Below are 26,673 nucleotides of genomic sequence, written 5' to 3'. Positions count from 1 at the left end.
CCGGCACGGCCGTTTATGCAAGTGGTAAAATGGCTTATAGTTCATAGATGCACCAACAATAGAGCGCATTGTGAAAACTGTGAAGCGTCTGTGTAAAAAAACACTCTGGAAGACCGGTTTCTGATCCGGTCTTTGGCATAACCCGCGCATCAATGATACAGATTAATATATCAATGATGCGCAAAGATTTTAAAACCTTAGCTGGCCAGCACGCGGGTTGGCGGAAAAATGATTTCCGCTGTTGTACCCTGACCGGGGCTTGATTCAATGACAAATTGTGCGCGATTGGCTTCTACCATTGCTTTGGTCAGCGGCAGGCCAAGGCCTGTGCCCTGTTGCCGCCAGTCCCTGATATCTGCATCATAGTGGCTTTGCACATTATGATGGCTCACCTGACGAAACGGCTTCAGCGCCTGTTCAAGCTCGCTTTGGCTCATGCCGATACCGGTATCGCGCACCCGCATCACCACATTGCCATCTGCTTCATAACTGGTGGAAACAATAACCTGCCCGCCCTGACCGGTAAAACGGATGGCATTGGAGAGAAGATTGAGCGCAACCTGACGAATAGAACGGGCATCAGCCACAATATCCGGCAAGACGGCAGAAAAACTGGAGCGGATAATCACACGCTCACGGTTGGCCTGCGGCTGCATCAGAGCCACAGCTTCAGCCAGTGCATCATTGAGTGCCACAGCTTCAAATTCCAGATCAAGCGCACCCGCCTCGATCTTGGAAATATCGAGAAGATCATTCACCAATGCCAGCACATGATTGCCGGAACGGTGAATATCCCGCAAATATTCACGGTAGCGTTCATTGCCGATCGGGCCGAATTTTTCTTCGGCCATTAATTCGGAAAAACCGATAATCGCATTGAGCGGGGTGCGGATTTCATGGCTGATACGCGCCAGAAACTCAGTTTTATGGCTTGAGGCGCGCTCAGCTTCCTGGCGGGCAGAGGTCAGCTCCTCTTCAGCACGTTTCCACTGGGTAATATCGCGCATAACTGCGCAATAGCCCTTGGAGGCCGGCAGTTTGCCAATGGTCATAAACAGCGGAATAAAGCGCCCCTGTGCTTCGCGGCCGATAACCTCGCGCCCGTCATTAAGCAGGCTGGCCACGCCATCGCCTGACAGGCCATGAATATAGTCAATCGCGGCACGCTGGCTTTCAATCGCAAACAGAACAGCAAAGGATTTGCCCGTTAATTCATTGATATCATAGCCAAACAAGGCGGCTGCAGACTGATTGAGCGAGCGGATTTTTCCATCCTGCCCGATAATCACCACGCCATCAGTTGCGGTATCAAGAATGGAGGTTAATTCATCAATCTGGGTTTGCAATGCCTGAAAATCCGGCTGCATTGGCTGATCTGCCGTTTTATTTTCAACCATTTGCGGCGCATTTTCATTGCGTGATTTGGCGGCTGAATCATCGCCCTCATTATCGGTTTCATCTTCGGGGGCGTGCAGCGCCAGTTCCGTTTGTAACTGATGCACCGGATTTTCAGTTTTAACCGCAGAGAGAAAGGCCGGGCGGCTTTTTGTCTGTCCGGCATGGTCATCATTATCGGCCTGCAAAATGCGCTCCGGCAAAAGGCTCAGCATCAATGCACGGTTACCCTGCCATGGCACTGATTGCAAATGGGCTTCAACCACCTTGTGGCCGCCATCGGCAAGGCACAGGATCATGCCGTTGATATTGCTGTCATCAGGCTGTGCAAACAGGGCATCAATGCCACCTGCATGGCGCAGATCATCCAGCGATGTATAGCCTGTCATGTCAAAAAATGCCTGATTGGCAAAATGCAGGCGATCGGCATTATGTATCAGCACCGGCACCGGCAAGCCGCTCAGCACATGGAGGTCTTCCTCATCCTGCCGCGCAGATGGGAGGGAGGCTGCTATATCGCCATTTTGTGCGCCGGTTTGGCTGGTTTGATTGTGATTGGCCGGCGGCATATCATGCGGATAGGGGATATCCTCTGTTTGCTTTTCCGGAACCTGCCGGCCATTAACAGGCGCTGCTTTGGTGTGTTCAATGCCGGTATCATCAGCGGTGGCAGCTTGGGCAATTTGCGAATTGTCTTCACTTGTGTTGCTTGCGGGTGCTTTTTGCAAAACTTCACGACGCAGGCGCTCGGCAATCTCACGAAATGCGTTGCGCTCTGTTTGTGATAAGCCGCTGGCAGGGCGTGCAGGGTGAATTTCCGCTGCCGGGGCAGGTTTGCTGTTCTGCTCCGCAGGGGCAGCACTGTTGTGCCCGCGTGTCTGCGAGGCGCGCAATGCTTCCATCAGAATGATTCTTTCGCTGGTCAGCGGTTTTTCCGGTGCTTTGCGGTTGCTATCCGGCTGCGCATTCTCGGCATCAGCCGGCTTATCCGCTTCAGATATATCCTGCAAGAGAGGACTGCCCGCAGCATCGGGCTCAGTTTTGGCCTGAACTGTCTTATCCTGAACTGTTTTATCCGGGGCAGTCTGGATAAGTTCCGGGTAAATCACGCCAAAACCGCTGAAGCCGCTAAATGTTCTGTCTCGGCTGAAAATTGGCAGTGCCGCCAGATCCACGGCAATGCGCTGATTTGTGCCTTCAACCGGCCAGAAAACTCTTTTGCCAGACCATGTTTCCTGTTTTTCCAGCAAGGCAGAGATTGCGCCATCATCATCAAAGCCTAAATTTTCCGCAACATCAGAAAATTTTTTGCCAAGAATATCTGCCATATGCTTTCCAACAATATTGGCAAGCTCCGGTGAAATCTCACTAAACCGCCCCTGCGCATCAACCTGCCACACAAAATGCGCTTGCGCAGCATTCTCTGCCGGTTCCTGTGCCGTTGCCTGAATTGTTGTTTGTCTTGTCTGCGGTGCTATTGCCGGTGTTTTCGCCCCATTGGCTGGCGGCAATTCTGCTGCAAGGGCAGACTTGTCTTCACTATTGGCCTGTTCAATACTGGCTGGCAGGGTCGTTTTTTCTGCGATGAAGAGATAGGCGGCTTTTTCATCTTGCCTGTTCAGCCTGATCATTGCCGCAGGTATTGTGGTTTGCCCGGCGCGAACCCGCCGTTGTATAAAACCTTCCTGCTCGTTTTGCACTTCAATTATCAGGTCTGCAATCGTGTTGCGGCTGACATCAAGCGCGGCAAATTCCGCATCTGTAGAAATGATTGTGCCATCAATGCCGATTTTTGCCATGTGATAACAAGGCAAGGCAGGCGGCGTTTCATCCTGTGCGGTTACCGGTGTTGTCATCAGCAAAGCCGGCTTTTCTGCTGCCGGAATGATCAGGCGGCTTATAGTATATGGCAGCAATCTCTGTTGCAGGCCGCCGGCAAGGCGCAGCATAATTTTGTGTGCGGCATCATCTTGCAGCTCAAGGGCTGCGATCTGGCGCCGTGTCTGCATAGTGAATTGCGCATCGCTGCCGGCTATATTGGCAATATTATCTATGCCGAGCAATTGCGCTGCTGCTGCATTGCCCCACAGGATTGTTTCAAGGTTTTCAGACAAAACAAATATTGCGTCTTCTCTTGCGAGCGCCGCACGAAATTCGGAAAGAGGGATCAGCTCCATTAAATCCAGATGCTGCATAGATTATACCCTTATCCGGCAGATATTATAGGTCTTTAACCGTATTTATTGCCTGTTTTAAAACATTTATCTGTAAACGGCAATTATGCCCATGCCTCAGATATTGCTGCTGATATCACCACAAATAGGGAGGGGATGACAAATATTTTCTTAATTTTTAGTTAATGTCCCCAGTTTCAAATATGCCATATTTATCTCTGTTTACGCTATGGGAGAACAGTTCTTTTGCCACTCTGTTTTAAATTTACCATTAGTCAATAAAGCGTCTCCGTGGCATAATAATGATACCGGTCATTTGATGTATATTGCTTGCCGGTTAAGAGAGGGCTGTAAGGGCTGTGTGCCGGATGTTTGTGCAGATGCCTATATTTTCACAAAGTTTTTGTGATAGGTGCTTGCAATATGCTTTGAATTTACGTATCTGAGCCCTGTCAGCATTTAAGATGATTCATTGCTGAATTGGTACGCGGTCGTAGCTCAGTTGGTTAGAGCGCAGGATTGTGGCTCCTGAGGTCAGTGGTTCAACTCCACTCGACCGTACCATTTAAATCATGAAAATATCCCGTAACATGTTGAATTTGCAGCGTAATTTAAATTGCTTGCGCCAGGCGGATTGCTGTCGTCTCATTTTCAGGCTACATATGAATGCACAAACGGGTGCACATATCGGTGCACATATGCTCAAAATATGTGGTTTTCAACATGGGTCGCCGAATTGATGACAGCAGTCCTGACCGCCATTTAACGCTGATCAGGGGTATTTATTATTACAGGCGGCGCGTGCCAGCCAGTGTTGCCGCGCGTGATAAGCGCGCGCCAGTTGTCAAGCAATCCTTGACAACAACTGATCTTGTGGTTGCCCGTGCAAAGCGTGATTTGCTGGAAAAGGCTGACGGGGAGCTTTGGGCTTCTCTTGTGGTGGGTGGTGATGCCACTGCAGCCAGAGCAAAATATGATGCCGCCGTGAAGCGGGTTGAGGCGCTTGGCTTCACATTCCACACGGCAAGAGAGATAGCCTCTGAACCGCTGGATGCAATTTTGAAGCGCATTGAAGCATTGCTTGCGCCGCCCAATATGCAGGGCACTGTTGCATCTGCTGTTCTTGGCTCGGTGGATGAGCCTAAAATAACCCTGTCAAAAGCGTTTCATATATACCGCTCGCAGATTGCGGCCGATCAATTGCGCGATAAAAGTGAAGCGCAGCGGCGCAAATGGCAGCAACAAAAACAATCTGCGGTTAATTATTTTATCGAGATCAATGAAGATAAGCCGATTGATGATATAACCCGTGCAGATGCACTTAAACTGTATAATTTCTGGCTGCAGCGCATTGCGCCGGAAAAGGGTGAGGCAACACATTCGGCAACGGCCGGCAATCGTATTATCTCTGATCTGCGCATTATCTATGGCCGCTATTATACGCATATCGGTAAAAAAGACCGTGATAACCCGTTTGCCGATCTTGGCTATGTTGAGAAAAAGAAATCGCGGCCGCCATTTACTGCCGCCTGGATCAGGGAGAAAATTCTTATAAAAGGTGCCTTGGCAGGCATGAATGATGAGGCGCGCGGGGTTGTGCTGGCCTTGATTGAAACCGGCGCGCGGCCAAGTGAGATATGCAATCTCTTGCCGGAGCATATTCATGCCAATGCTGAAGTGCCCTATATTGAAATTACATCGGTTGATGAGGGGGAGGGCAAACGCGAAATCAAGACAGAATCTTCAAAACGCCAGATCCCGCTTGTTGGTGTTGCGGTGGAAGTCTTTAAAAAGCATCCGAACGGTTTCCCGCGTTATCGGCATAAAGAAACGCATATGTCGAATACGCTGAATAAATATTTCAAAAACAATGATTTGTTTCCAACTGAAAAGCACAAGATTTATTCATTCCGGCATGCGTTTGAAGACAGGATGAAAGAGGCCGGCCTTGATGCGGAACTGCGCCGCCTGCTGATGGGGCACACAATAGACAGGCCGAATTACGGGGCGGGCGGCTCGCTCCATTGGCGGCATGCGGAATTAAGCAAGATTGCGCTTCCGTTTGATAGTGAGATTGTTTGATACGGTGCAGGCCTAACTACTGATGCATTTAGATCCGGTCGGGGCACTACAATTAAATATTTTCTATTTGATTTAGCAGTCTCACCGCTGCGCGTCCTACCGCATATGCGAGGTTTACGGGCACTGCATTTCCAATTTGTTTATACTGCGCAGTCACAGTACCTTCAAATTTCCATTCATCTGGAAAAGTTTGAATGCGCGCATATTCGCGCACTGTAAGCGGCCGTGTTTCTTCTGGATGGCAACGTTCAGTCTGTTTTTGTGCTGGAGCTGTCGTTAGTGTCAGGCTCGGTTCGTCCCATGATAGACGGCGTGCCATCCCTGTTTTCCCGCCTCCGAGATAAAAGCTTTTCTGCATGTATTCTTTTTGAAGGTCGATGGGCAGATCACGCCAGTAACCGCCAGATGGCACCTTCGACATGATTTCTTGTTTTCTCGCCGGGTATTTTTGTCCCTCTGATGGCGGTACATCGCACGGGTAAAGCTCTCCTGCTTTAAGGGCATCCTTCATGGTCATGATGCGCTTGTATGGAGACGGCCATTTAAACTCGACTTTTTTAGCTAAATCTTTGCGGATTCCAATTAAGAATAGGCGCTCTCTTTTTTGAGGAACTTGATAGAAGATAGCTTTTAAGACGCGCGGCTCAACAAGCTCATAGCCGAGCTCATTGATAACATCCTTAATTGCTGCAAGGGTTTTACCATCTTCGTGGTTTAAAAGGCCGCGAACGTTCTCAGCGATGAATACTTTCGGGTTGGTTTCTTTTACTGCTCGGGCAAATTCAAAAAAAAGGGTTCCGCGAGTGTCCTCAAATCCGAGCTTCTTTCCGGCATAAGAAAACGCTTGGCATGGAAAGCCGCCAGTCAAAATATCGACTTTGTCTTTGAACTCTGTGAAGTCTACCTGTGAAACATCTCCTTCAACAACATTCCACCCAGGGCGGTTTTTGCGAAGAGTTTTGCAAGCATGTGGGTCGATTTCATTTAATAGGACGGATTCAAAACCAGCCTTTTCCATACCCAATGCCAAGCCACCACAGCCGGCAAACAACTCTACAAGTTTATAATGCCGGATTGGTTTTGTTTTGAATTCTTCGTCCCAGCGGCTGTTAAAGAGCATCTGGACAGGTTCCAGATGCTCAATTTGGTCTCTATGATAGACTCTGTAATTATTCTCCGGATGGCGCTGAGGGACAAGAAGTCCTTTAGTATCCCACCGTCGCAGCGTGTCTTTAGAAACACCCATAATATCAGCGACTTGAGCCAGTGTATAATAATTAGAATCCATTTGTAACCATCCAAACCTTATGCATGGTTATCTTTATGTGCGTGGTGCGTAATTGTCAACGGTTATGGTCATCAGCACAAGCTAATGTTTTTATTGAATTTTTTTATTGGTTATTAATTAACAATTCAAAAATAAGAATACTTAAAATGTATCTTGGAGGTAGTTTTGAGTAAACTTGCTTATATTTCTGATCAAAATTTAGATGCAGCACTTAAAAAATTATATGATAGAGCGCAGGCTGGTTTAAAGCGCGCAAAAGATGATTTTGATAGAAATGTTATTGATCCATTTTCATTAATATTCGAAATGGATCAGTTTGGTATTGCCACGCCAAATGACTGGGTGCGTTTTGAAGAAAGACGTCAAGCGCAAAAAAATTTAGTGCAAGCTGTAGGTAATTTTCATCAAGATATTTTGGGGTCGGTAGAGGGTTGGATTAATACAGGACATGGTGGTGGCGTTGATTTAATATCAGAAGAAAATAGAATTCTTGCAGAGGTTAAAAATAAACATAATACAATCAAAGGGTCAGATAGAACGGGGCTATATGATAGTTTAGCCGATGAGGTTTTGCCTAAAAACTCTAAATACCACGGATATACGGCTTACTATGTTGAAATAATCCCAAAAGGTGAAAAGCGCTTCGATAAACCGTTCACGCCTTCAACAAGACAAACTGGGCTGCAAAAACCAGCTAATGATAAGATCAGAACGATAGATGGAGCAAGCTTTTATAAACTGGTTACCGGTCGCGACCATGCTTTGAAGGAATTATTTGAAGTTTTGATGACTGATTTATCTAATAAATATAATTTAGATAAAGCCAAGAAAGATGTAATTTATAGCTATTTTAATAAGGCATTTTAATTGTAGAGGTTCCGACTTGATCTGACAGTTATCCGTTTTGTGGTGGCGTCTGTCAGGTTAAATTCAGCCTAGGAATTTTTCCTGCCAGATTGCTATATAGTTGATCATTGTATTAAGCGGTGCATCCTTGCCAGTTCTCATCTGTCAGTTCCGGGCTGTTTACGGCATCCCAGTCTTCTTTTGTGTAGCTCTGTCCGGTAGTGAATTCTTTCTGCAGGATCGCGTACATTTCACATTGGAAGCTATGTAGTCTAGTGCGGGTGTGATTTATCAGGCCGTGCACTTATAAACTGGACTTGAGAATTGGTTTGATTCCACCGATTTCGAGTGGGACATTATTCAACCTTGTTGCCGAATAATGCAGCGCTGCCGCTGTGAGTGGCGTTATCCCTTCCGCCATGCGGTTCTTGTGGTTACCTGCGCAGTTGCGGCTGCTGGCTGGCGGCGCTCATTGCTTTTCGCGGTATTATTTTGTTGTTTGGGTTTTCCTTCAGCTGGCGGGCGCGTTCAAAAACCTCTTCCATTTTGGCTTCGGTCTTCTTGCGCTGTTCCAGCTCTGTTTCCAGCCGCTCATATATCGGCAGGCATTTTTTGCCCTCTTCGCCAAGCTCAATCATCCAATAAGCAAGAACATCCATCGCACGTTCAATGCGCGCTATGGTTATCTTCTCATCCTGGGCGTGGCGGCCTGTCATTTGCCGGCTCCCGCAGTGGTGCCGCCGCTCAAAATCTTGTCGGTCAGCTTGCCGCCTTTTGCAATATGCGCACGGGCAATCTCTACCGCTTCTTTAAAGGTCTTGAGCTCGCCATCATTGTTTAAAAAATCTCCCGGCACATTCAGCATGTCATCATAGGTTGGTGCGCAGGCAGCACATAAAAAGCATTCATAGCCCACATGGCGCGGCGCTTCAGGGGCAATAGCAGCCGCACATTCTTCACATTGAACTGTATCGGGGTAAAAATCTGCCTCTGGCTTGTTCATACCGCGCCTCCTGTGCAGCCTGATGATTTCAGCGCACGCACCGCGCCTGCAATCACTCTGCACGCATGCCTCTCTGAAAATGAGCTAAGCGGCTGGCCTGTGGCATATTGCGGGGATAGAAACTCATCCTGTATCCGCTCTATCTCTTTAAGCACCTCATTAAATGCTTGAATTCGAGCCGCGGCAGCCCCATCATCAGCCTCCTCGCACTCTAAGGCAGGCCGGCTTTGATTGGCGGCATTTTCTTTGTTGTGTGCAGATGAAGTTGATGGCAGAGTTTTCATACCGCGCCTCCTGTTGGTGTTTGAAAAAATAACGGTGGCGAACCGCAGGGGGATTGTGGGGGCAAACACGATCCGCCACCTCTCACTCCTTCATGGGAACGACACAAAGGAATGATTTGAATGGGGGCAAATTTACACTTGCGCCTTATCGCAGTCAGGCGGTGCGCATGATACATGTTGGTTGGAAATACGAAACGAGATGGGGTGTGGTTGCGATAATCAAGCGTGATCAGGGCTACGAAATTATCTTCGATGGTGACAGTCTTGGTGCTGGTTACAGGAATGCGCTGATGGCGATGGATGATCTTGTGGGTGGTCATACCTTCCTCCCATCTTGTGGACGCGATACTTCATCTATGGGAATACCTGATGATTTCTCATACTGGGAGCGGGTATTCGTTAGAAGATAATTAGCAAGTATATTTTGCAGTAATCTCGCCTCTTCCTGCTTCATTTGTATTCGGATGATTTCTCCATTTTGAGAATGGAAGGAGAGGGAGAGCATGCTTCTGTCGGCAGGGTAATTTGAGCCGCGAATTATAACCGGCTCTCCTAAACGTCGGACTAATTCTTCATTAGTGTATGTGTCGGCGCAACCGATGAAAGTTTCGCCGTGCGCGGCTGTAGTCTCCACAGGGGCTGTTACTAGAGGATTTTCTAGCAACGTGTCGCATAATGGGGCGGTCTCATTGCGTGCAGTCATGACAGCACCGTTTTGACAGCGCGCGCACGGGCAATGTGTGCAGCTTTGAGCCCGTAGCGGGTGATATCTTCGGAGGAATAGCCGCGCAGTTTGAGATTGTCCGGTGTTACCGGCACACCGGCCGCAGCCATGGCCTGCATGGTTGCCGCCATCTCATCAACGCCAAGCTTGTGCCAGCCCGAAAAAACTGCCGAAGGCCGTGTTTCAATAATAAACATCATTGCATCTCCTGAGTGCGGGGTTGGTGCATCTAATGGGTATTGCTCGCCATGTGATGCATTAACCGCAGCGCAATGATAGGTACATTTAATACCCGTTAAAGTCAATACGTCTGGGTACAAATAATATCCATTTTATTTTTGAGATTGTATTTCGCAAAAATAATCCGGCCTACTGGCCGTTTTATAGCGGTTATAGTCAAGCTAAAAGGGGCGCTTAATTATCGAACGGGAATTAAGTGATGGATAGTTATTATTTCACGCTTGACCTTGTTCTTGTCAATCAATTAACATGAACATATTGAGAACAAATACTCTTGATGAGGATGTGATGGGTGAGCGTTCAGATGCAGAGTTGATGCGAATTGAATTTATTTTTTTGCTCGGTCAACTTTCACCTGCGGCTCTTCGTCATTATGTTTCTCATTTAAAGAGGCGAGAATTTTTAGATTTTGAATTGCCGCCTCCTGTAAAGAAGGGGAAAGACTGTCAAAAAGATTAATGGCTTCTAATTTTAATTCATCGGTATCTGAAAAATGATCATCAGGTGATCCGATGCCGAAGTTCAGCCATGAAACTGATACATTATATGCTTTTGCATACTTCTTTGCATCGGCAATACCAAAGCCATTCCTGCCGGACTCATGGGCTTTGTAATTATTCACATTCCAGCCAAACTTATCCGATGCCGCCTTGGCCCCGCCAACATCAGCGCGTATGCGCGCAAGGGTAAGGCGTTCTGCGCGGCGTTCTTTTTCACGTTGTTCGTTATTGTTTGTCATGGTGTAATTTATACCCATACATGTGGGTATAAGTAATATCTCTGTCTCTTGACTGATTTGGGTATTAATAGTACCCATGTCACTCATGACACATTCTGAAATCATTGACTTATGGCCTTCCTTGGCAGAATTCGCGCGTGATCTTTGCATTCCTTATGGAACAGCAAAGGCAATGCGGCGGCGTGATTCAATTCCAGCTCAATATTGGAATGCAGTGGTTGCATATGCAGATCACAGAGCTATCAGTAATGTAGATTTGCAAGTTTTGGCTGATGCTGTTTCCATCACTACTTTGTTGCCGGTAAATGCACCTTCGCATTGTGAGGTGCAGCAATGACTGTTCCTTCACATCAAACACGGCTGCGCTTCGCCTGTCACGGAAATCTCATCCTTAAATCTTTCCGGTTCATCTGCCGCTTCCTCCCACGGCAGATGTTTGCCCGCCTGTGCGCCGCTGCCCTCGTTGGCGCATGGGCGGGTTTTTGTTGTGAGGTGTTGGCATGAGCAACCTGCGCCCCACAACAGAGCAGCAACGCCGCCAATTAAAGGCGGTTGTGCGCCGCCTTTTAGAGCTTGCTGGCGGGGTTACCAGTTTTGAGCATGTCACACGGGTTAAGGCGCCTGCTTTGTCCAAATATGGCTCGCCCGATGATGCTGCCGCCCATATGCCGCTGGATGTGGCGATGGATCTGATGCTGGACACCGGTTCCAACGGCATTTTATCGGCCATGGCGGCCATGCTTGGCTACAAGCTGGTGGCGCTGGAGGTGCAGGGGCAGGGCGCGCCCTTGCCGGATATTGCCGATATTGCCCATGTGGTGCGCGACAATTGCAATGTGGTGGATGCGGTTTCTGCCGCCTTGCAGGATGGAAAAATTACCGCCGATGAAGAGCGGGAAATTTCAGCAAATATTGAAAAAAGCGTGCAGGAACTGCGCATTTTGCAGCGCAAGGCCAAGGCGGCCGCGCAAGGCGGTGCGGCATGAAGCGTCATTTTGTTTTTTATGGCGTCAAGCCGTTTGTTTCCCATTCCCGTTATGGTGCGGCGCGTTCCAAGGCCGTGCTTAAAAAATATCCAAACCATGCCGATCGTCTGGCACGGCTAACGGTTGAAGGCCGTTTGCCAAAGCAATGCCTTGTGCCGGTGCGCGGCGGCAAAAAAGCAAAGGTGTGATCATGGCTGATAATACGGAAAACATAGGCATTACAGGCGGGATGTTGCGCGCATTTATCGAGCGCATTGAGCGGCTGGAAGAAGAAAAGAAAGCCATTGCCGATGATATCAAGGAAGTTTTTGCCGAACTAAAGGGCACCGGTTTTGATGTGAAAGCCGTGCGCACCGTTATCCGCCTGCGCAAAAAAGAGGCGCATGAGCGGCAGGAAGAAGAGGCGATGATCCAGCTCTATATGGATGCGCTTGGCATGGAGTGAGCGCCATGTTTGTTGCTGCATATCGCAATACAGAGCGGGGCATTGCGGCTGCGCGTGCGCGCAAGGCGGCGGTGTTGCCCTTTGCGCCCCAAGCGCCCAAAAGCGCAACCCCGCCAAAGGCGCAAAAAACCGCGGCTGACCGCGCATTGGAGCAGGCTGTTGCCAAAAAATTTGAGCAATATCTGGCAGAAATTGCTGCCGAACAGGCCTTGCGCATGCGGCAGCAGGCGCAGCGTGCCTACAGGGCGCGGTTTGATGTGATTGTGCGGCGGCTGTGCCGCGTGTTCAGGGTTTCGCCGTTGGATCTGTGCTCGGCGCGGCGCGGCGGCGCCACGGTGCATGCAAGGCAGGCGGTTTATTATTGGGCATGGCGGCTGTGCGGGCTTTCCAGCCCGCAGATCGGGCGGCGGCTTGGCGGGCGCGATCACACCACGGTTTTGCATGGCATTGTTTCTTATCAAAAAAAGCGCGCCCTCATGGGGCGCAACCTTCGGCAATTGCGGGGGGATAGCTGATGAAGCAGCGTTCAATCTGTTTTGATATTTTTGTTGTTGTGGCGGTCACGCTGGCGGCTTATGCGCTGCCCTTCGGCCTGCTGTGGCTGGCATTGGGAGGGCGCTGATTATGGCACATCAAAATGCTGGTTATGAGGCAAATGAGCTGCGCAAAGCCCGCAACCGGCTGGCGCTACTGGGGCAGGCAGAGTGGCTTCTTACCACCGATGGCGCTGAAACCATGCTGGAGGCACGCCACGGGCTTGAATGCAATGTGATTGCGCAGTTTGCAGGCCGCGCCACGCCGGATGAGATAGATTTTTTTGTCAATGCGCCGCATATGGTGGCGCTGTTGCTGCGCCTTGTTGACCGCGCAATTGCAGCCGCACGCAAGGGCGCTGCCAGCCCCGCGCGGCAGGGGCAAGAGCAAGGGCAGAAAAAAGCGGCCAATTATGCCGCAGAGGCCGCCATGAAGTGCGAAGAGGCGGCGTTTAGGGTGTTTTTGGAAGAGCGGCACGGGCTTTCCCGCCCGCTGACAGAAGAACGCTGCGCCCAGCGTTTGCGCACATTGCTTGGCATCTCTTCGAGAAAAGAACTGAACAATAGCAGCGCCGCGGCGGCACGCTGGCGCAGGCTGCGGGCAGATTATGCCGCGTGGAAAAAAGCCGGAACAGGGAGGGCAGAGCCATGAATAATTCTGTTCATCATCCAAAACATTATACCAGCCATCCGTCCGGCATTGAGTGCATTGAGATCACCGAGCATATGGGGTTCAACCTGGGCAATGCCATCAAATATATCTGGCGGGCTGATCTTAAAGGCAATGCGCTGGAAGATTTGCAAAAGGCGCATTGGTATATTGAGCGCGAACTGGCCTTGCGTGCAGGGAGGCCGGCAAAATGAGCATTGCATTGATGTCCCGTTTGTTCAAGGCGCAGCTTGGCTCGGCCAACCGCAAAATGCTGGCAATAAGGCTTGGCGATTTTGCCGATGATGAGGGGCGCGGCATCTGGCCAACGGTTGGCCGGTTATCGGCAGAGACAGAGCTTTCAGAGCGCACTGTGCAGCGGCTGCTGAAAGATTTTGTTGATGAGGGTTTGCTGATTGTGGTGGCAGAGGGCGGCGGCCGCCCGGGACAGGCCACGCGCTATGACTTCAACATGAAAAAAATTGCAGAGCTGGAGGGGCAAAAAACCACCTCCTACGGGTGTCACCATGACACGGGTGACACGGTGACACCCGTGTCAACCACGACAGAGAGGGGTGACAAATCAGACATAGAGGGGTGTCACGGTGACACCCAAACCATAATAGAACCATTAGATAAACCATTACTCTCTTCTGGCGCGTGCGCGCCTGATGAGGGAGAGGGGATTTCAGAAAATTTATCTCCGGAAGAAAATCCGCAGTCGGCCGCCTTTCAAAAACGGGTTTTGCGTTTTTGCACCGGCAACGGCTATGGGGCAGGGATATGGACAAACTGGGATACGGTTGCGCCAAGCTGGATCATGAAACAGTTTGCAAAACTCACGCCGGATGAGCGCAGACAGGCAGAACGCTGGCGCGATGCCTATCTGCTCGACATTGCAGCCCGCAAGGCTGCGCCAATGGCGGTTGGTGTTTTTCTGCGCGATAAGTGCTGGAACTTGCTGGATGCCGATATTTTGCACCGTGCAGAGCAGGAAAAAGCCGCCGATAGGCCGGTGCGCCGCACCGCCGCCCCTTACGGCAAGACATGGGGCGCAGCCCGCATGGCGGTTTTGCTGGCTGGTGCAAAGCCGCCAGCATGCCGCCCGTCCAAATTTATCGAAGACCAGATCTTGCAGGGCGGGGAAACCGGCGAATTCTACAAGCGCAACTGGCTGATGAAGGCCGGCTATCCGGTGATTGTGGAAATGCACGATGAAGCAAGGCAAAGGCGCGGCTATGTGGTGGATGAGCGTTATCTACCATTAGCCGCCCACATGGAGCAGGTGCGTGTGGGCAGTGAGCAATGGGTGCAATGGCGCAACCTGCATGAAGAGCGCGGTTGGCTGTGGTTTGATGAGCGCGATCTGCCGGAATGGATATGGTTTCCGGCTGGTGGCGTGGCAGGCCTTGGCGCGTTTGAGGCGGTTTTACAAGGATTGGAACAATGATGGTGGCAGATATTGATAAAACACGCATCCTTGAAGCTGCAAACCGGCTGGCAAGCCGCGATCCGGATCGTATCCGCCAGCGCATTCAGGCCAAGTTTCTCAAAATTGCTGCAGGCAGCGAGGCCGCAGAACGGCAATGGTTTGTGCTCAAAACAGCCCACCGCAAAGAAAAAGATGTGTATAACTCTGTGCAGGATGCAGGCATAGAGGCATGGTTGCCGATGAAAAAGCAAACTCGCTTGGTCAAATACACAACCAAGAAGAAGGTTGTGGAGGTGCCGGTTTTCAACGGATATCTGTTTGTAAAAGCAGTGCCATGCGCTGAAAGCTGGGTGGGGTTATCGCGCATTGATGGTGCAGTATCGCTGATATTCGGGCAGCAGGGCGCACTTGTTGTGAGCGAAAAATACATGAGCGATCTCATGGTGTTAACAAATGCCGGCGCGTTTAATGAGGGTGCGGCAATGCCAAGATATGCGCAAGGTGAGCGGGTGCGGTTTCCCATTGCCGGCAGTGTTTTTGAAGGTGTGCTGGAGGGCTATGTTGGCAAGCGTGCGGCACGTGTTCTTTCCTTCATATTTGGCCATGAGCGCGTGATAGAGGTGCCGCTTGCAAATTTAAAAAAATATGCCTAGCCTTATTGTCAGGGACGACCTGTGGACTGTGAAGCATAAGCTTCCGACACGGTGAGCAGCGTAAGACGGCCAGTGCCGCATTGAGCTCCCCACGGATCCCGGAGAAGCGACCGAAGCAATAGCAACCGGCAACCGCTTTTCCCCCCAAGGCGAAGCTATGAGAAAATTTCTGAAAAGCAAAAACCATATCACTCATGTTTATATGACGATTTGAACCCTCCGGTTTATTCAGGCCTTACATAAGTAAAAGAATCAAAAAATATTGTATCTATGGGATACTATATTCGTGTTTATAAATATGCTTGTCGTTTGTGGGTTCAGCGCAACCTCGATGTTTTAAATAATATGATTGAGTTTGGTGAGTATAGAACTTCATCAGCCGGTTCGTTACAGCTCATTGTGCTCAATGCAAAAGAGCCGGCTTATAAATATGTTGTCGATCTAAGCAAAGATTAATTCAATATGCTTGATGTTGCATCTTCAGTGGGCGGGGCTTCGTCATCTGTCGGTTTATCTGTTTATATAAACTTCAGCACCGGGGAATGGGAGAAGCAGCTTAAACGCTATGAGCGTGATGTTCTGCCAAAGGCCATCATCGGCGCATTAAACCGCACCGCGGCTGTTGGCCGTCTGGCCGTGCAGGATGAGATGGAAGCAAGGCTGGATCGGGTAACGCCATTTGCAAAACGCGGCGTTGCCTATGAGCGGGCAACCGCTGCCAATCTGTCGGCTGCGGTTATCATAGCAGGCAAATCATGGGCAAAAAACTCAACCCCGCCTGCAAATTTTCTGACACCGCAGTTTTTCGGCGGGCAGCGCAATCTCAAATCATTTGAGCATCAGCTCATTCGTGCCGGTTTTATGGATAAGGGCTTATATGCTGTTCCTGCAAGGGATTGCCCGCTGGATCAATATGGCAATGTTCGTGTGGCGCTGATTGTTCGCATTCTGGCAGATTTGCAGATTGCAGCACGCACTGCAGGTTATAACCGCCAGCGCAGCGCGGCTTCGCTCAAGCGCAATGCGCGTTACAAAAATGCGCGCTTCTTTGTGCCAGAACGCGGTTCGCATTTGCACCCCGGGGTGTGGCAGCGCAATCCGGTGGATAATTCCATCAAGCCAATATTGCTGTTTGTGAGAATGCGGCCTTATGAGCGTGTGATCAACTTTCATCAGACTGTGCAGCGCGTGGCAGAAGAACGCTTCGCCCGTTATTTCGCGGAAGAGGTTGGCAAGCGTTCAAGGTAGCTTTCCCTCATATTTAAAAGAAGGAGACATTGATGCCGATCATGGGCAATATTGCTCCTAACTTTAAATATAGAGTGAGGGCAGACATGAAACTGAATATGGATTTGGTGCGCGAGTTGCTTCTGTTCATTGAAGAGAAGGCTGATCGACCAATTTCACATATTGAGGATATAACGCTTACAGGTTGGTCAGCGAATGAAATCGCTTACCACGTGATGCTGTTAGAGGAAGCTGGTTTTATTAAAGCCGGGATTGATACTATCCCCGATTATGAAGATCCAATCATTTTGCATGTTACTTATACTATTAACCGGCTCACGCTAAGCGGACATGAATTTCTTGATGCAGCCCGTACCCCTCAGCACTGGATAGCGATCAAAGGTAACGCACAAAAGCTGGGTGTTAATAGTTTGAAAACTGTTGGGCGAATTGCTGAAAGCTACATCACAGACTTAATTAAACAGAGTTTGGGCGGTTAACCTTAAATTCGTGGGTGAGGCTAAGAAAGTTCGGGTAGCGCATTTTTAAGTTCTGCTTGTAGGCTTTTCCATCATTTCGGGTCCTTCCTGCCACGCGCCACCATCGGGTATTTCGCACCGCGGGTCTTCGGCAGTCTGAGCCTCAAATTAAAGCCTAAAGTCAGGGCTAAAGACCTAAAGTCCAGTACTAAATTCACGGGATGCAAGGCCGGATGTAAATTTTTGGGAAAATCATGGCGGATATTCATTCAGATCAGACAATGAGCAAGGGTGAATTTGCCAAGCTGATCAATGTTTCTGCCGGTCGGGTTTCGCAATATATTGCATCCGGACAGATCGGCCGTGATGCATTGCAGGGCGAAGGGCGCAGCGCACGAATTATTGTTGAGCGTGCCAAGCGCCATCTTAGCAACCGGCTGGATGTTTCACAGCGCGTTGGCATAAACGGGATGACAACGCGCATTGCAGATGCCCCTTTGCTGAAGAATGCGGAAGCACTGGTGCCAGAGGCGTTTCAATCACAAAGTGATTTGGTTGCCGATCAGATAGCCCGTGAAAAGCTTGAACAGGCCAGAATGCAGACAGCACGCATCAAGCGTGAAGAGGCGCTGGCATCAGGGCGATATATGCTTTCAGCCGATGCGAAAGCTGAAATAACCAGAGCCGTTGCCATGACATTCCGAGTGATGGAAGGCGGTTTGGCGGATATGGCCACCTATCTTGCAGGCAAGCTGGAATTGCCGCAGCGCGATATTCAACACCACCTGCAGCAGGCATTTCGCAGGGTGCGGGAACAGGCAGCGGAAGGCTTTGCCGATATGCAGGCGGCAGAGCCTGAAACATTGACAGATCCGGAACTGCCGGCAAGCGATCTTTAACACACAGAATAAATGGTTGGGACATGACACTGCTTTGCAATCCGGCATGGCTGACCTATTCGATATTGGCGCAGGAGACCATGCCGCCGCCACCGGTTGATTATCTGGCATGGGCAAAGAAGAATATTGTTTTTTCTGATCGCATCACCCAGTTTCCTGGGCCATATAATGAGGCATTATTTCCGTTTTTCTCGGAAATTTTAAAAGCCTTGTCACCGGAAGATCCGTGCAGGATTGTGACAATTGCCAAATCGGCGCAGGTTGGCGGCACGGTGCTGGCCAATATTTTTACGCTGGGCACCATGGATATGGATCCATGCGATTTTCTCTATGTGCATCCCACTGAAGAGAATGCCTCGCGTTGGTCAAAACAGAAACTGATGCCGCTGATCCGTGAAACCAGGGCATTGACGGCGCTGTTTCCTGACAAGAGCCGTGAAGGCGGCAATTCGATCCACTATAAGGAGCGCGCTGACGGGCGCGGCGCAATACAGGCGGCAGGTGCTAATTCCCCTTCTGGCCTGTCGATGATCTCACCGCGCAAGCAGGTGCAGGATGATTTGTCCAAGTGGCAGAATAATGAGGCCGGTGATCCTGAAAGTCAGGCTGAAAGCCGCTCTAAGGCGTTTATTGCTGCAAAGATTTTGAAAATCTCAACACCGCTGATTGCGCCTGGCTGCCGGATCAGCGCCAATTTTGAGCAGGGCACACAGGAACGCTATCATGTACCATGCCCGCATTGCCATGAATTGCAGCCATTGGAATGGGAGCAGATGCGCGATCATATTGATCCGGATCATCCTGAAAAAGCGTGTTTTTATTGCATAAAATGTGGCGGCGAAATCAAAGAGCATCACCGTGCCTGGATGGTTGCCCCTGAAAATGGCGCAAGATGGGTTGCAAAATATCCGGAGCGGGCGCGTTATCACCGCTCATTCCACATCTGGGTGGCCTATTCGCCGTTGGAAAGCTGGGAGGCAATTGCCCGCGCCTATATTCATGTGCAGCGCGGCGGCCCTGATGATAAGGGCAAGAAAGCCGGTGCCGAACAGGTGTTTTTCAATGATTGGCTGGGGCAGCCTTTTGAAACAGAGGGTGAGGCGATTGGCTGGGAAGTGTTGCGCGACAGGGCAGCGCAAACCGGATTGCCGCGCGGGGTTATTCCGCCAAAGGCGCTCATCCTTACCATTGGCATAGACGTGCAGGGTGACCGTGTGGAATGGCTGCTGGTGGGCCATGGCAAAAACCGCTATCGCGTGGTGATAGACCGCGGAATATTTGACGATAATACCGGCCGCAACCTGCCAGGATTCACCGCCCATTCAGGGCATATTTCTGAACCTGCTGTCCAGCATGCGCTGTCACAGCTTGTCAGGCGTGAATGGCCTGATTGCTGGGGCAACCGGCGCAAGGCTGATCTGACCGCGATTGATGGCAATGCCTATACGGAAGATGTCTGGGAATGGGCGCGCCGTCACCCGATCACCGATGTGATCATGGTGCGCGGGGATAACCGTGAAGCGGCGCCGATGCTGGCGCAGGTTAAGAAAGAGAAAGACAAGAAAGGCAGACCGCTTAAATATTCGCGGCGCTTCTTCAACTTCAATGCTTCAGTGATGAAGGCATCACTCTACCGCTCATATCGCAAGGAAGATCCTGAACAGACCGGCTATATTGATTTTGTACATGGTCTTGGGGATGATTTTTTTGAGCAGGCAACCTCTGAAAGACGTGTGCAGCGCACTGGCCGGTCTGGCCACCCTTATTATGAATGGGAATTGCCATCAGGCAAGCGCAATGAAGCCCTTGATATGCTCAACCAGTCCATGGCTGCGGCCTTGCGCCTTGGCATAAACTACTGGACTGAAGAGGAATGGGATGCACTGGCAGAGCGTCTGGCACAGGAACCGCCGCCTGCACAGCTTGATCTGGAAGAACAATTGCTGCTCCGGCCACAGCCTGATGCACCGGTTGTAAAATCTGATACAGAAAAGAAACAATCGCCATTGGTGGCAGCTGCTATTGCCCGTGCCAATGCGCGTGCAAGCCGCCGCGGCTGATCGGAAATATCATGACAGACAGAACTATCTTGCAGGCGCGTCTTACTGAAGCAGAGACGGCCTTGCATAAACTCATGGTTGGCAATGCCACAGTGCAGCTCAGCTATCAGGGTGAGAGCGTTACCTTTACAACAGCGGATGAAGGGCGGCTGCGCCTCTATATCCGTGAATTGAGAATGCAACTCGGGCTGGAAAGCACTTCCCGCACCCGTACACGCCGCGTGGTATTTTTATGAGTGAGACGGTTATTCTGGATGCCGGCGGCAAGCCATTGCCGCCGCGTATGCGTGCTGATGCCCGCAGGCGCGCTGCAATGAATGCTGCTTATCAGGCTGCAGGTTCTGATCATGCATCCATGGCAGGCTGGCGGCCTGGCACATATTCAGGGCAGGCTGCACTCACATTATCGCGCGATGTGGTGATTGACCGCGTCAATGATGCTGTGCGCAATAATGGCTGGGCATCGGCCGGTGTATCGCGGCTGGTTGATACGGTGATTGGCTCCGGATGGCGGTTATCATCACAGCCTAATGCCCGCACTTTGAACCTCACCGCCGATGAGGCGGATGAGATCGGCGATCAGATTGAGGGTTTGTGGTCGGATGTGGCAACAGATCCCGGTAACTGGTTTGATGCAGAACGCACCAAATCTGTTGCCGGTCTTCTGGGGCTGGCCGCGCGTCATCGTTTTACCGATGGGGAAGCCTTTGCGGTTTTGCCTTATCGCATGGGCGCAAACGGATATGGCACCTGTGTGCATGTGATTGATCCGGCGCGCATCTCTAACCCGTATGGCGCTATGGATACGGAATTTTTGCGTGATGGTGTTGAGATAGACAGCTTTGGCGCGCCAATTGCCTATCATGTGCGCCGGTCGCATCCGGGCGATATTACGCGGCCTATGCATGATATGTTTGTCTGGGATCGGGTGGAGCGGGAAACAGAATGGGGAAGACCCACCGCCGTGCATGCCTTTGAGGCCAGCCGCGCCGGTATGACACGCGGTGTAAGCCCGTGGGCTTCCGTTTTGCAACAGCTCAAGCAGGTTTCTGATTATAATGATTATGAGCTGCAGGCGGCTTCGCTCAATGCGGTGATGGCGGCGTTTATCAAAACACCACTGGATATGGATCAGCTGGCAGACAGTTTCAGCGTTGGTGACAGCAGCAAATCAATTAATGCATTTTTTGAGGCGCAGGCCATGGCACAGGCTGCCGCTTATAAGGCCGATCCTATCCGCCTCAAAGGGGCGCAGCTCAATTTTCTTAACCCCGGTGAGGATGTTGTTTTTACCAAGTCCGAGCACCCCAATGCCGCATTTGAAGTGTTCGTTAATGCCGCGCTGCGCAATATCGCTTCATCCATAGGGCTCACATATGAGCAACTAACCATGGACTGGTCAAAGGTTAATTATTCCAGTGCCCGTGCTGCCTTGCTGGAAATTTGGCGCGGTCTGACTGCGCGAAAAACCAGTTTTGCTCATAGTTTTATGCAACCCATTCACATGGCCTGGCTGGAAGAGGTGTTTGATCAGCGCCGCATCAGGCTGCCGCCCCATGCGGTTTCATTTGAGGCCAATCCGATTGGCTGGGCGCGGGCTGCATGGATTGGCTCGGGGCGCGGCTGGGTTGATCCGGAGAAAGAGGCGCGCGCCGCTGCAATCCGTCTGGCAACCGGCCTTTCCACACAGGAGTCAGAATCTGCTGAACAAGGGCGGGACTGGAAGGAAGACATGCTGCAACGTGCCCGTGAACAGCGGTTTGCAGAAAAGCATGGTGTTGTATCGGGTGAGGTGGCCAGTACCGCAGTTGTCTCGCGGTTTGGCGGGGATACCCCCCATGATGAACCGGCAAAAAATAATGAGGATGAGGATAAATGACATTTGCCATGCCGGAAATTGCGGCGCGTTTGTTTGATACGCCTCTGATGCTGCATGAGGCAAAGGCCAATATTATTGCCCGCAGCTTTGGCCCGCGTGTTCTGGGGCAGAATATTACTCTGGCAGACACGCCGGAAATGGGCGTTCTGTCTGAGAATATGCGGGAATTGCGCGATGGCTGGACAGGGGAAAAGATCTATAATGGCCCCAAAATGGTTGGCAATATTGCAGTGATAGAAATTGAAGGCTCACTGGTTAATAAAGGGGCATGGGTTGGCAAAAATTCTGGCATGACCTCCTATGAGGGGCTCAATATCCAGATTGCAGATTGCCGCAACAGCGATGATATCAAAGCTGTGGTGTTTGAGATTGACAGCTTTGGCGGAGAGGTGGACGGATGTTTTGCCTGCGCTGAAGAGCTGTATGCGCTCTCACAGGAAAAACCCACAATTGCCATTCTTACCGATCATGCCTGTTCTGCCGCTTATTTGCTGGCTGCCGCCTGCCGCCAGATTGTTATTCCTGCCACGGGCTATACCGGTTCAATCGGTGTTATTACCATGCATGTGGATGCATCGGGCTGGGCAAAAAATCAGGGGCTTGCAGTTACTATTCTTCGCGCCGGTGAAAAGAAAGCCCGCCCGGGCATGTTTGAGGCGATGAGCGAAGAAGAATATTCAGAAGCGGTGAATGATCTGGAAGCCATGCGCATCTTGTTTGCAGAGACTGTTGCCCGCTATCGCGGCGCACGGCTGACAACACAGGCCGCCCTTGCCACACAGGCAGATACGTTCCGCGGTCAGGCCGCGGTTGATTTAGGCCTTGCCGATGCGGTGGGGCATCCCAAAAAGGTCTTTGAGGCATTTTGTGCCGCAATGGCCGATTGATGCCAAACAATAATCTCCCTCTCTAAAATTTATCAAAAAGGAACATGCCGATGTCGCTCGCACGCGCTATCCGCGCGGCCGTTGCTGGCCGCAATACCCGCAAACGCCTTGAAGAAGACAAGCCGGAAGAAATGGAAGATGACCTGATGCCCGATGAGGCGGAAGATGACCCTGAAGCTGAAACGGATGAAGAGTTTGATCCGGCCGCTGAAGAAGATGAGACCGATGCCAGTGAGGATGATCCGGTTGCCAATGAGGATGAAGAAAAATCCGGCGATTATGCCCGTGGCCGCAAGGCAGAGCGCAAGCGCATGTCGGCTATTCTCGGATCATCCAAAGCTGATCACAATCCGTCATTGGCTGCGCATCTGGCGTTCAACACAAATATGTCGGCAAGGCAGGCCATTGCCACGCTTTCTGCCTCCGGCGCACCGGCCGGCACCGGCCTTGGCCGCCGCATGCAGGGGCGTGTGCCTGCCTTGGGCAATGGCGGGGCGCAGCCAAAGGCGGGCACAGCGGATGAACGCCTGATTGCCCACGCCAAAAAGCGCGCGGCCGCCACCACACGCCGCTGACAGCCTTTGGCTGAAATTCAACCATAATTTTAAAACCAGATCGGGAGTGCTGCCATGCACACTGAAACCTATATGCCAGGCGATCTTCTCGTTGGCGATTACCCTGTTGCTGTTCGCGCTGTAACTATTGCAGGCGGGCAGGGAATTCTTAAGCGCGGTACCGTGCTGGGCGAAGCCGCCGGCAAATTTCTGGTATCGGCATCCGCATCATCCGACGGCTCGGAAGTGCCAAGCATGGTGCTGGCAATTGATGTGGATACCACCGCCGGCGATGTGATCAAGGATGCCTATGCCTCCGGCGGTTTTGATGCCGGTAGGCTGATCTTTGGCACAGGCCATGATGCAGCCTCTGTTGAGGGAGCATGGCGGGCGGCCTCTGCGCCGCTGTTTGTGCATCACCTTTCCTGACCGGCCGGTTCGTTTTTTTATCTCCGGTTTATTTTCTCATTCACTGTGCCGCAGGCACAATTTTCAAGGATATCCGCTATGGATTTATTCAGCACAGCTGCATTGTTGACGGTTATCGAATCTCGTGACCGTCCGACAGCTTTCATCCGTGACACATTCTTCCCCAATGGTTTTCAGTCTGATCAGGAAGAGATCGCCTTTGACAAGCTGAAGCGCCGCCGCAATGTGGCGCCATTTGTCTCGCCTCTTGTGCCGGGCAAGGAACGCGCCATTCGTGGCCGCCAGACATCAACCTTTACCCCTGCTTATGTGAAACCGAAAAACACTGTGCGCCCAGGTGAGGGTTTCCGCCGCCGCCCCGGTGAGTCGCTCTATGGCAATATGTCTGCAGAGGAACGCTATCTGCAGACAATTACCGATATTCTGGCCGATCAGGATGATGAGGTAACACGCCGTGAAGAGGTGATGGCGGCAGAGGCGCTGCGCACCGGCAAGATTGTTGTGAGCGGTGAGGATTATGAAACCCAGATTGTCGATTATAACCGGCCGGCCAATCACACAATCGCCCTGACAGGAACAGACCGCTGGGGCGAAAATGGTGTATCGGTGCGCAAATCCATCCGCGAATGGGCAACCCGCGTTGCCACCACATCGGGCGGTGCGGCCACAGAAGTTATTCTGGGTGCAGAGGCAGCAGAGCTTTTGCAGGGTGATCCGGAAATTCGTGAAATTCTGGATAATCGCCGCCAGATGGGCGGTGAAATGCAGTTTGGCCCCGTTGCTGCCGGTTCTGAAGATATGGTGGCGGTTTATCTCGGCTCTGTCGGCCAGTTCAATTTCTGGCAATATACCCAGCTGTTTCAGGATGATGACGGCAATGATATTGAGGTGTGGCCAAGCTTTGGCGTTGGCGTTATTGCGCCAAGCCAGTTTCAAGGCTTTATGGCACATGGTGCCATTCAGGATATCGGCGCACAGATGAAGCCATTGTCCCGCTATCCGAAAATGTGGAATGTTGATGACCCGTCAGCCACTTTCCTGATGACGCAAAGCGCACCGCTCCCTGTGCCGGGTGATGCTTCGGCCTCGCTTTTTGCCATGGTTCGCTGAAACACCGGCAGGAAAGGACATTGATCATGGCAAAAATCAGGATAATCAAACAGGCCTATCCGGTGACATTGCGGATAAATGGCAAGGATGTGCCGCCTGGCACAATGGTTGCTCTGCCGCAGGATGAGGCTGATAAAATTGCCGTGCTATTTGGTGTGCTGCAAGGCACAAGGGCAGCGCCTGCCGCTGCTTCTAAGCCCGATCAGGCAGCAATTCAGGCCAATAAACCTGATTTGGCAGCTTTGCAGGCCGGGCTTGATGAGGCGCAGGCTGCCTATGATGAAGCCCATACCGCTTTGCAAAAGATTGATGCCGATAATGATGAGGCGCTTGCCTTTGAAAAGGCGGAAGCCCGTCTGGCCGCGGCTGAAAAGGCGCTGGAAGAGGCACAAGAAGAGGCGGGCGGCCAATGAGCCGCCCTGCCGTCTTTTCTCAAATGGCAGATGCCTTTGTTGACGGCCTTGGCAATGTTGAGGCCGGAATAACCTGCAAGGGCAACACTGTTTTGCTGAAAGGGATTTTTCGCAAGATACGTGAGACAGATCTGCTTGATCTGGAAGGGCTGGGGGCAGAAGGGGTGAGTTATAGCTTTGCCGCTGCCGGTATTGCGCTTGATGGCATCCGTCAGGGGGAGGCTCTTACCATTATCGCAAGTGATGATGGTAAACTGACAGGCAAGGTTTTTTCTGTGGCCGGTGTGGTTGATGACGGGCGGGCTATGAAGCGGCTGCTCCTGCATGAGGATGATTGAAATGATGCATCTTCGCCAGCAGATACTGGATAAAATCTGCCAAAATCTGCGCCCCGTGGCTGTAAGACATGATGGCATTGTCACCCCGATGCGCACAACAGCCGTGCCGCAGGAGGATTTTCCGTGTTTTACCGTGCTTTATACCAGTGATCAGAGCAGCCCTGATGGTGTGGTTTATGATGCTGTTACCGGCAATGAGCTGCCACGCCTCAATCACAGGTTGATTGTCAATGTGGTTATCCACTTCAAAGGGCGCAAAGACCCTTCCCGCGAGTTTGACAATCTGGCTCAGGATGTGGAGCGGGCATTGCCGCCAAGCCGCCTTGATGGCCTGATCATTGATATGATCTTGTCATCAACCGATCATTTTATTGATGCCGGCACTGCGCAAAGCCTTGGTGCCGGACGTATGGTTTTTGAAATTACCTACCGGACATTTGCAGGCCATCCCGAAAGGGCTGCCTGATGCTTGTTTGAATTCAGGCTTTTCATTTCACAAAAAATCAGGAGAAACACCATGGCTTTAGGTCGTGAGGTTGTGATCAAGCGCATGATGGCGCAGGATAATTTTGTTTCTGTTTGTGTGACAGAAGCCCGCTCGCTTGAGATCAACAATGAGGAAATTGATATTACCAAGCCAAATTGTGCAGATCCCGGTAGCAAGTTGGTTTTGTCGCTGATGTATGGCATCCAGCGCATCAATGTGCAGCTGGACGGGGCCTTTGTCAGCAATGCGGCATCACAGGCAATGACGGGCGATGCGGTCAATCAGGTTATCACGCCCTATCAGGTTGTGGTGCCTGAAGTTGGCACTTTTGAAGCTGATTTTCTGGTTTCGCTCACCTTCTCCGGTGATAAAACCAATGAAATGCAGTGTCAGGGGCGCATGTCTGCCACCGGCACGGTTGCTTTCACCGCGGCATAA

At 51.1% G+C, this 26,673-nt stretch carries 34 protein-coding genes and 1 tRNA gene; 26 read left to right on the top strand and 9 right to left on the bottom strand.

Features of this window, described 5'->3' with window-relative positions; translation table 11 throughout:
• Positions 1-197: 197 nt before the first annotated feature.
• Entirely contained in the window at positions 198-3,590 is a 3,393-nt protein-coding gene (locus ACSTTO_RS12750; RefSeq protein ID WP_439273583.1) for a PAS domain S-box protein, read from the bottom strand.
• 466 nt (positions 3,591-4,056) lie between these two features.
• Between ACSTTO_RS12750 and ACSTTO_RS12745 the strand changes: the two genes are divergently transcribed.
• A tRNA-His gene (locus ACSTTO_RS12745) sits at positions 4,057-4,133 on the top strand.
• A 159-nt stretch (positions 4,134-4,292) separates the two neighbouring features.
• Positions 4,293-5,651 carry a DUF6538 domain-containing protein gene (locus ACSTTO_RS12740; protein ID WP_439273582.1) on the top strand — a complete coding sequence of 453 codons (1,359 nt, stop codon included), beginning with the start codon at positions 4,293-4,295 and terminating at the stop codon, positions 5,649-5,651.
• Positions 5,652-5,703: 52 nt separating this feature from the next.
• Here ACSTTO_RS12740 and ACSTTO_RS12735 read toward each other — a convergent pair whose 3' ends face one another.
• Entirely contained in the window at positions 5,704-6,939 is a 1,236-nt protein-coding gene (locus ACSTTO_RS12735) for a DNA cytosine methyltransferase (RefSeq protein ID WP_439273580.1), read from the bottom strand.
• A gap of 165 nt (positions 6,940-7,104) precedes the next feature.
• Between ACSTTO_RS12735 and ACSTTO_RS12730 the strand changes: the two genes are divergently transcribed.
• The gene (locus ACSTTO_RS12730; RefSeq protein WP_439273579.1) at positions 7,105-7,806 is read left to right on the top strand and encodes an Eco47II family restriction endonuclease; all 702 of its coding nucleotides are present in this window, start codon (positions 7,105-7,107) and stop codon (positions 7,804-7,806) included.
• A gap of 413 nt (positions 7,807-8,219) precedes the next feature.
• Here the strand turns inward: ACSTTO_RS12730 and ACSTTO_RS12725 are convergent, their stop codons facing one another.
• The 7 genes from ACSTTO_RS12725 to ACSTTO_RS12695 all read right to left on the bottom strand — a co-directional run bounded on the left by ACSTTO_RS12725 (position 8,220) and on the right by ACSTTO_RS12695 (position 10,862).
• On the bottom strand, positions 8,220-8,501 hold the full coding sequence (locus ACSTTO_RS12725; RefSeq protein ID WP_439273578.1) for a hypothetical protein: 282 nt from the start codon (positions 8,499-8,501) through the stop codon (positions 8,220-8,222).
• Complete coding sequence (locus ACSTTO_RS12720; protein WP_439273576.1) at positions 8,498-8,788, bottom strand: hypothetical protein; 291 nt, start codon at positions 8,786-8,788, stop codon at positions 8,498-8,500. The genes ACSTTO_RS12725 and ACSTTO_RS12720 overlap by 4 nt, the downstream gene beginning before the upstream one ends.
• Positions 8,785-9,072, bottom strand: coding sequence for a hypothetical protein (locus ACSTTO_RS12715; protein WP_439273574.1), 288 nt, complete (start codon positions 9,070-9,072; stop codon positions 8,785-8,787). The genes ACSTTO_RS12720 and ACSTTO_RS12715 overlap by 4 nt, the downstream gene beginning before the upstream one ends.
• The gene (locus ACSTTO_RS12710) at positions 9,069-9,392 is read right to left on the bottom strand and encodes a hypothetical protein (RefSeq protein WP_439273573.1); all 324 of its coding nucleotides are present in this window, start codon (positions 9,390-9,392) and stop codon (positions 9,069-9,071) included. The genes ACSTTO_RS12715 and ACSTTO_RS12710 overlap by 4 nt, the downstream gene beginning before the upstream one ends.
• Positions 9,389-9,775, bottom strand: coding sequence for a hypothetical protein (locus ACSTTO_RS12705; RefSeq protein WP_439273572.1), 387 nt, complete (start codon positions 9,773-9,775; stop codon positions 9,389-9,391). Before ACSTTO_RS12705 ends, ACSTTO_RS12710 begins: the two co-directional genes overlap by 4 nt.
• Positions 9,772-9,996 carry a hypothetical protein gene (locus ACSTTO_RS12700; protein ID WP_439273571.1) on the bottom strand — a complete coding sequence of 75 codons (225 nt, stop codon included), beginning with the start codon at positions 9,994-9,996 and terminating at the stop codon, positions 9,772-9,774. Before ACSTTO_RS12700 ends, ACSTTO_RS12705 begins: the two co-directional genes overlap by 4 nt.
• Before the next feature lie 368 nt (positions 9,997-10,364).
• Positions 10,365-10,862 carry a helix-turn-helix domain-containing protein gene (locus ACSTTO_RS12695; protein ID WP_439273570.1) on the bottom strand — a complete coding sequence of 166 codons (498 nt, stop codon included), beginning with the start codon at positions 10,860-10,862 and terminating at the stop codon, positions 10,365-10,367.
• On the opposite strand from ACSTTO_RS12695, the gene ACSTTO_RS12690 reads away from it, so the two are divergent.
• The 23 genes from ACSTTO_RS12690 (at position 10,861) to ACSTTO_RS12580 (ending at position 26,673) form a co-directional block, all read left to right on the top strand.
• Positions 10,861-11,112, top strand: a complete 252-nt coding sequence (locus tag ACSTTO_RS12690) for a hypothetical protein (RefSeq protein ID WP_439273569.1) — start codon at positions 10,861-10,863, stop codon at positions 11,110-11,112. The two genes, ACSTTO_RS12695 and ACSTTO_RS12690, sit on opposite strands and share 2 nt — an antisense overlap.
• Positions 11,113-11,275: 163 nt before the next feature.
• On the top strand, positions 11,276-11,761 hold the full coding sequence (locus ACSTTO_RS12685; protein WP_439273568.1) for a phage regulatory CII family protein: 486 nt from the start codon (positions 11,276-11,278) through the stop codon (positions 11,759-11,761).
• A complete protein-coding gene (locus tag ACSTTO_RS12680; RefSeq protein WP_439273567.1) occupies positions 11,758-11,949 on the top strand; it encodes a hypothetical protein in 192 nt (63 codons plus the stop codon). Before ACSTTO_RS12685 ends, ACSTTO_RS12680 begins: the two co-directional genes overlap by 4 nt.
• Positions 11,950-11,951: 2 nt before the next feature.
• A complete protein-coding gene (locus tag ACSTTO_RS12675) occupies positions 11,952-12,206 on the top strand; it encodes a DUF2312 domain-containing protein (RefSeq protein ID WP_439273566.1) in 255 nt (84 codons plus the stop codon).
• A gap of 5 nt (positions 12,207-12,211) precedes the next feature.
• Positions 12,212-12,721 (top strand): helix-turn-helix domain-containing protein, encoded by a 510-nt coding sequence (locus ACSTTO_RS12670; RefSeq protein WP_439273565.1) that lies wholly within the window; start codon positions 12,212-12,214, stop codon positions 12,719-12,721.
• A gap of 109 nt (positions 12,722-12,830) precedes the next feature.
• On the top strand, positions 12,831-13,391 hold the full coding sequence (locus ACSTTO_RS12665) for a hypothetical protein (protein ID WP_439273564.1): 561 nt from the start codon (positions 12,831-12,833) through the stop codon (positions 13,389-13,391).
• The gene (locus ACSTTO_RS12660) at positions 13,388-13,603 is read left to right on the top strand and encodes a DUF3310 domain-containing protein (RefSeq protein ID WP_439273563.1); all 216 of its coding nucleotides are present in this window, start codon (positions 13,388-13,390) and stop codon (positions 13,601-13,603) included. The genes ACSTTO_RS12665 and ACSTTO_RS12660 overlap by 4 nt, the downstream gene beginning before the upstream one ends.
• Positions 13,600-14,838, top strand: coding sequence for a helix-turn-helix domain-containing protein (locus tag ACSTTO_RS12655; protein ID WP_439273562.1), 1,239 nt, complete (start codon positions 13,600-13,602; stop codon positions 14,836-14,838). The genes ACSTTO_RS12660 and ACSTTO_RS12655 overlap by 4 nt, the downstream gene beginning before the upstream one ends.
• Positions 14,835-15,473 carry a transcription termination/antitermination NusG family protein gene (locus ACSTTO_RS12650; protein WP_439273561.1) on the top strand — a complete coding sequence of 213 codons (639 nt, stop codon included), beginning with the start codon at positions 14,835-14,837 and terminating at the stop codon, positions 15,471-15,473. The genes ACSTTO_RS12655 and ACSTTO_RS12650 overlap by 4 nt, the downstream gene beginning before the upstream one ends.
• A gap of 462 nt (positions 15,474-15,935) precedes the next feature.
• On the top strand, positions 15,936-16,721 hold the full coding sequence (locus ACSTTO_RS12645; RefSeq protein ID WP_439273560.1) for a hypothetical protein: 786 nt from the start codon (positions 15,936-15,938) through the stop codon (positions 16,719-16,721).
• Positions 16,722-16,753: 32 nt separating this feature from the next.
• Entirely contained in the window at positions 16,754-17,200 is a 447-nt protein-coding gene (locus ACSTTO_RS12640; protein WP_439273559.1) for a DUF2513 domain-containing protein, read from the top strand.
• A gap of 233 nt (positions 17,201-17,433) precedes the next feature.
• Positions 17,434-18,078 (top strand): hypothetical protein, encoded by a 645-nt coding sequence (locus ACSTTO_RS12635; protein WP_439273558.1) that lies wholly within the window; start codon positions 17,434-17,436, stop codon positions 18,076-18,078.
• Positions 18,079-18,101: 23 nt separating this feature from the next.
• The gene (locus ACSTTO_RS12630) at positions 18,102-20,138 is read left to right on the top strand and encodes a phage terminase large subunit family protein (RefSeq protein ID WP_439273557.1); all 2,037 of its coding nucleotides are present in this window, start codon (positions 18,102-18,104) and stop codon (positions 20,136-20,138) included.
• Positions 20,139-20,149: 11 nt separating this feature from the next.
• Positions 20,150-20,374 carry a gpW family head-tail joining protein gene (gene gpW, locus ACSTTO_RS12625; RefSeq protein ID WP_439273556.1) on the top strand — a complete coding sequence of 75 codons (225 nt, stop codon included), beginning with the start codon at positions 20,150-20,152 and terminating at the stop codon, positions 20,372-20,374.
• Positions 20,371-22,017: a phage portal protein gene (locus ACSTTO_RS12620; RefSeq protein WP_439273555.1), complete on the top strand. Its 1,647-nt coding sequence runs from the start codon at positions 20,371-20,373 to the stop codon at positions 22,015-22,017. Before gpW ends, ACSTTO_RS12620 begins: the two co-directional genes overlap by 4 nt.
• Positions 22,014-22,904, top strand: coding sequence for a S49 family peptidase (locus ACSTTO_RS12615; protein WP_439273554.1), 891 nt, complete (start codon positions 22,014-22,016; stop codon positions 22,902-22,904). The genes ACSTTO_RS12620 and ACSTTO_RS12615 overlap by 4 nt, the downstream gene beginning before the upstream one ends.
• A 50-nt stretch (positions 22,905-22,954) precedes the next feature.
• Positions 22,955-23,479, top strand: coding sequence for a hypothetical protein (locus ACSTTO_RS12610; RefSeq protein WP_439273553.1), 525 nt, complete (start codon positions 22,955-22,957; stop codon positions 23,477-23,479).
• A gap of 54 nt (positions 23,480-23,533) precedes the next feature.
• A complete protein-coding gene (locus tag ACSTTO_RS12605; RefSeq protein ID WP_439273552.1) occupies positions 23,534-23,887 on the top strand; it encodes a head decoration protein in 354 nt (117 codons plus the stop codon).
• Between the two features lie 78 nt (positions 23,888-23,965).
• Positions 23,966-24,997 carry a major capsid protein gene (locus tag ACSTTO_RS12600; protein ID WP_439273551.1) on the top strand — a complete coding sequence of 344 codons (1,032 nt, stop codon included), beginning with the start codon at positions 23,966-23,968 and terminating at the stop codon, positions 24,995-24,997.
• A 26-nt stretch (positions 24,998-25,023) separates the two neighbouring features.
• Positions 25,024-25,410, top strand: a complete 387-nt coding sequence (locus ACSTTO_RS12595; protein ID WP_439273550.1) for a hypothetical protein — start codon at positions 25,024-25,026, stop codon at positions 25,408-25,410.
• Positions 25,407-25,748, top strand: a complete 342-nt coding sequence (locus ACSTTO_RS12590) for a hypothetical protein (RefSeq protein ID WP_439273549.1) — start codon at positions 25,407-25,409, stop codon at positions 25,746-25,748. Before ACSTTO_RS12595 ends, ACSTTO_RS12590 begins: the two co-directional genes overlap by 4 nt.
• Before the next feature lies 1 nt (position 25,749).
• Positions 25,750-26,214, top strand: coding sequence for a hypothetical protein (locus ACSTTO_RS12585; RefSeq protein WP_439273548.1), 465 nt, complete (start codon positions 25,750-25,752; stop codon positions 26,212-26,214).
• A 51-nt stretch (positions 26,215-26,265) separates the two neighbouring features.
• Positions 26,266-26,673, top strand: a complete 408-nt coding sequence (locus ACSTTO_RS12580) for a phage tail tube protein (protein WP_439273547.1) — start codon at positions 26,266-26,268, stop codon at positions 26,671-26,673.

The organism is Pseudochrobactrum albidum (assembly GCF_051851455.1).
Lineage (GTDB): Bacteria > Pseudomonadota > Alphaproteobacteria > Rhizobiales > Rhizobiaceae > Pseudochrobactrum.
Note: the sequence above shows the minus strand (reverse complement) of the source record. Positions and strands in the feature narration are given on the sequence as shown.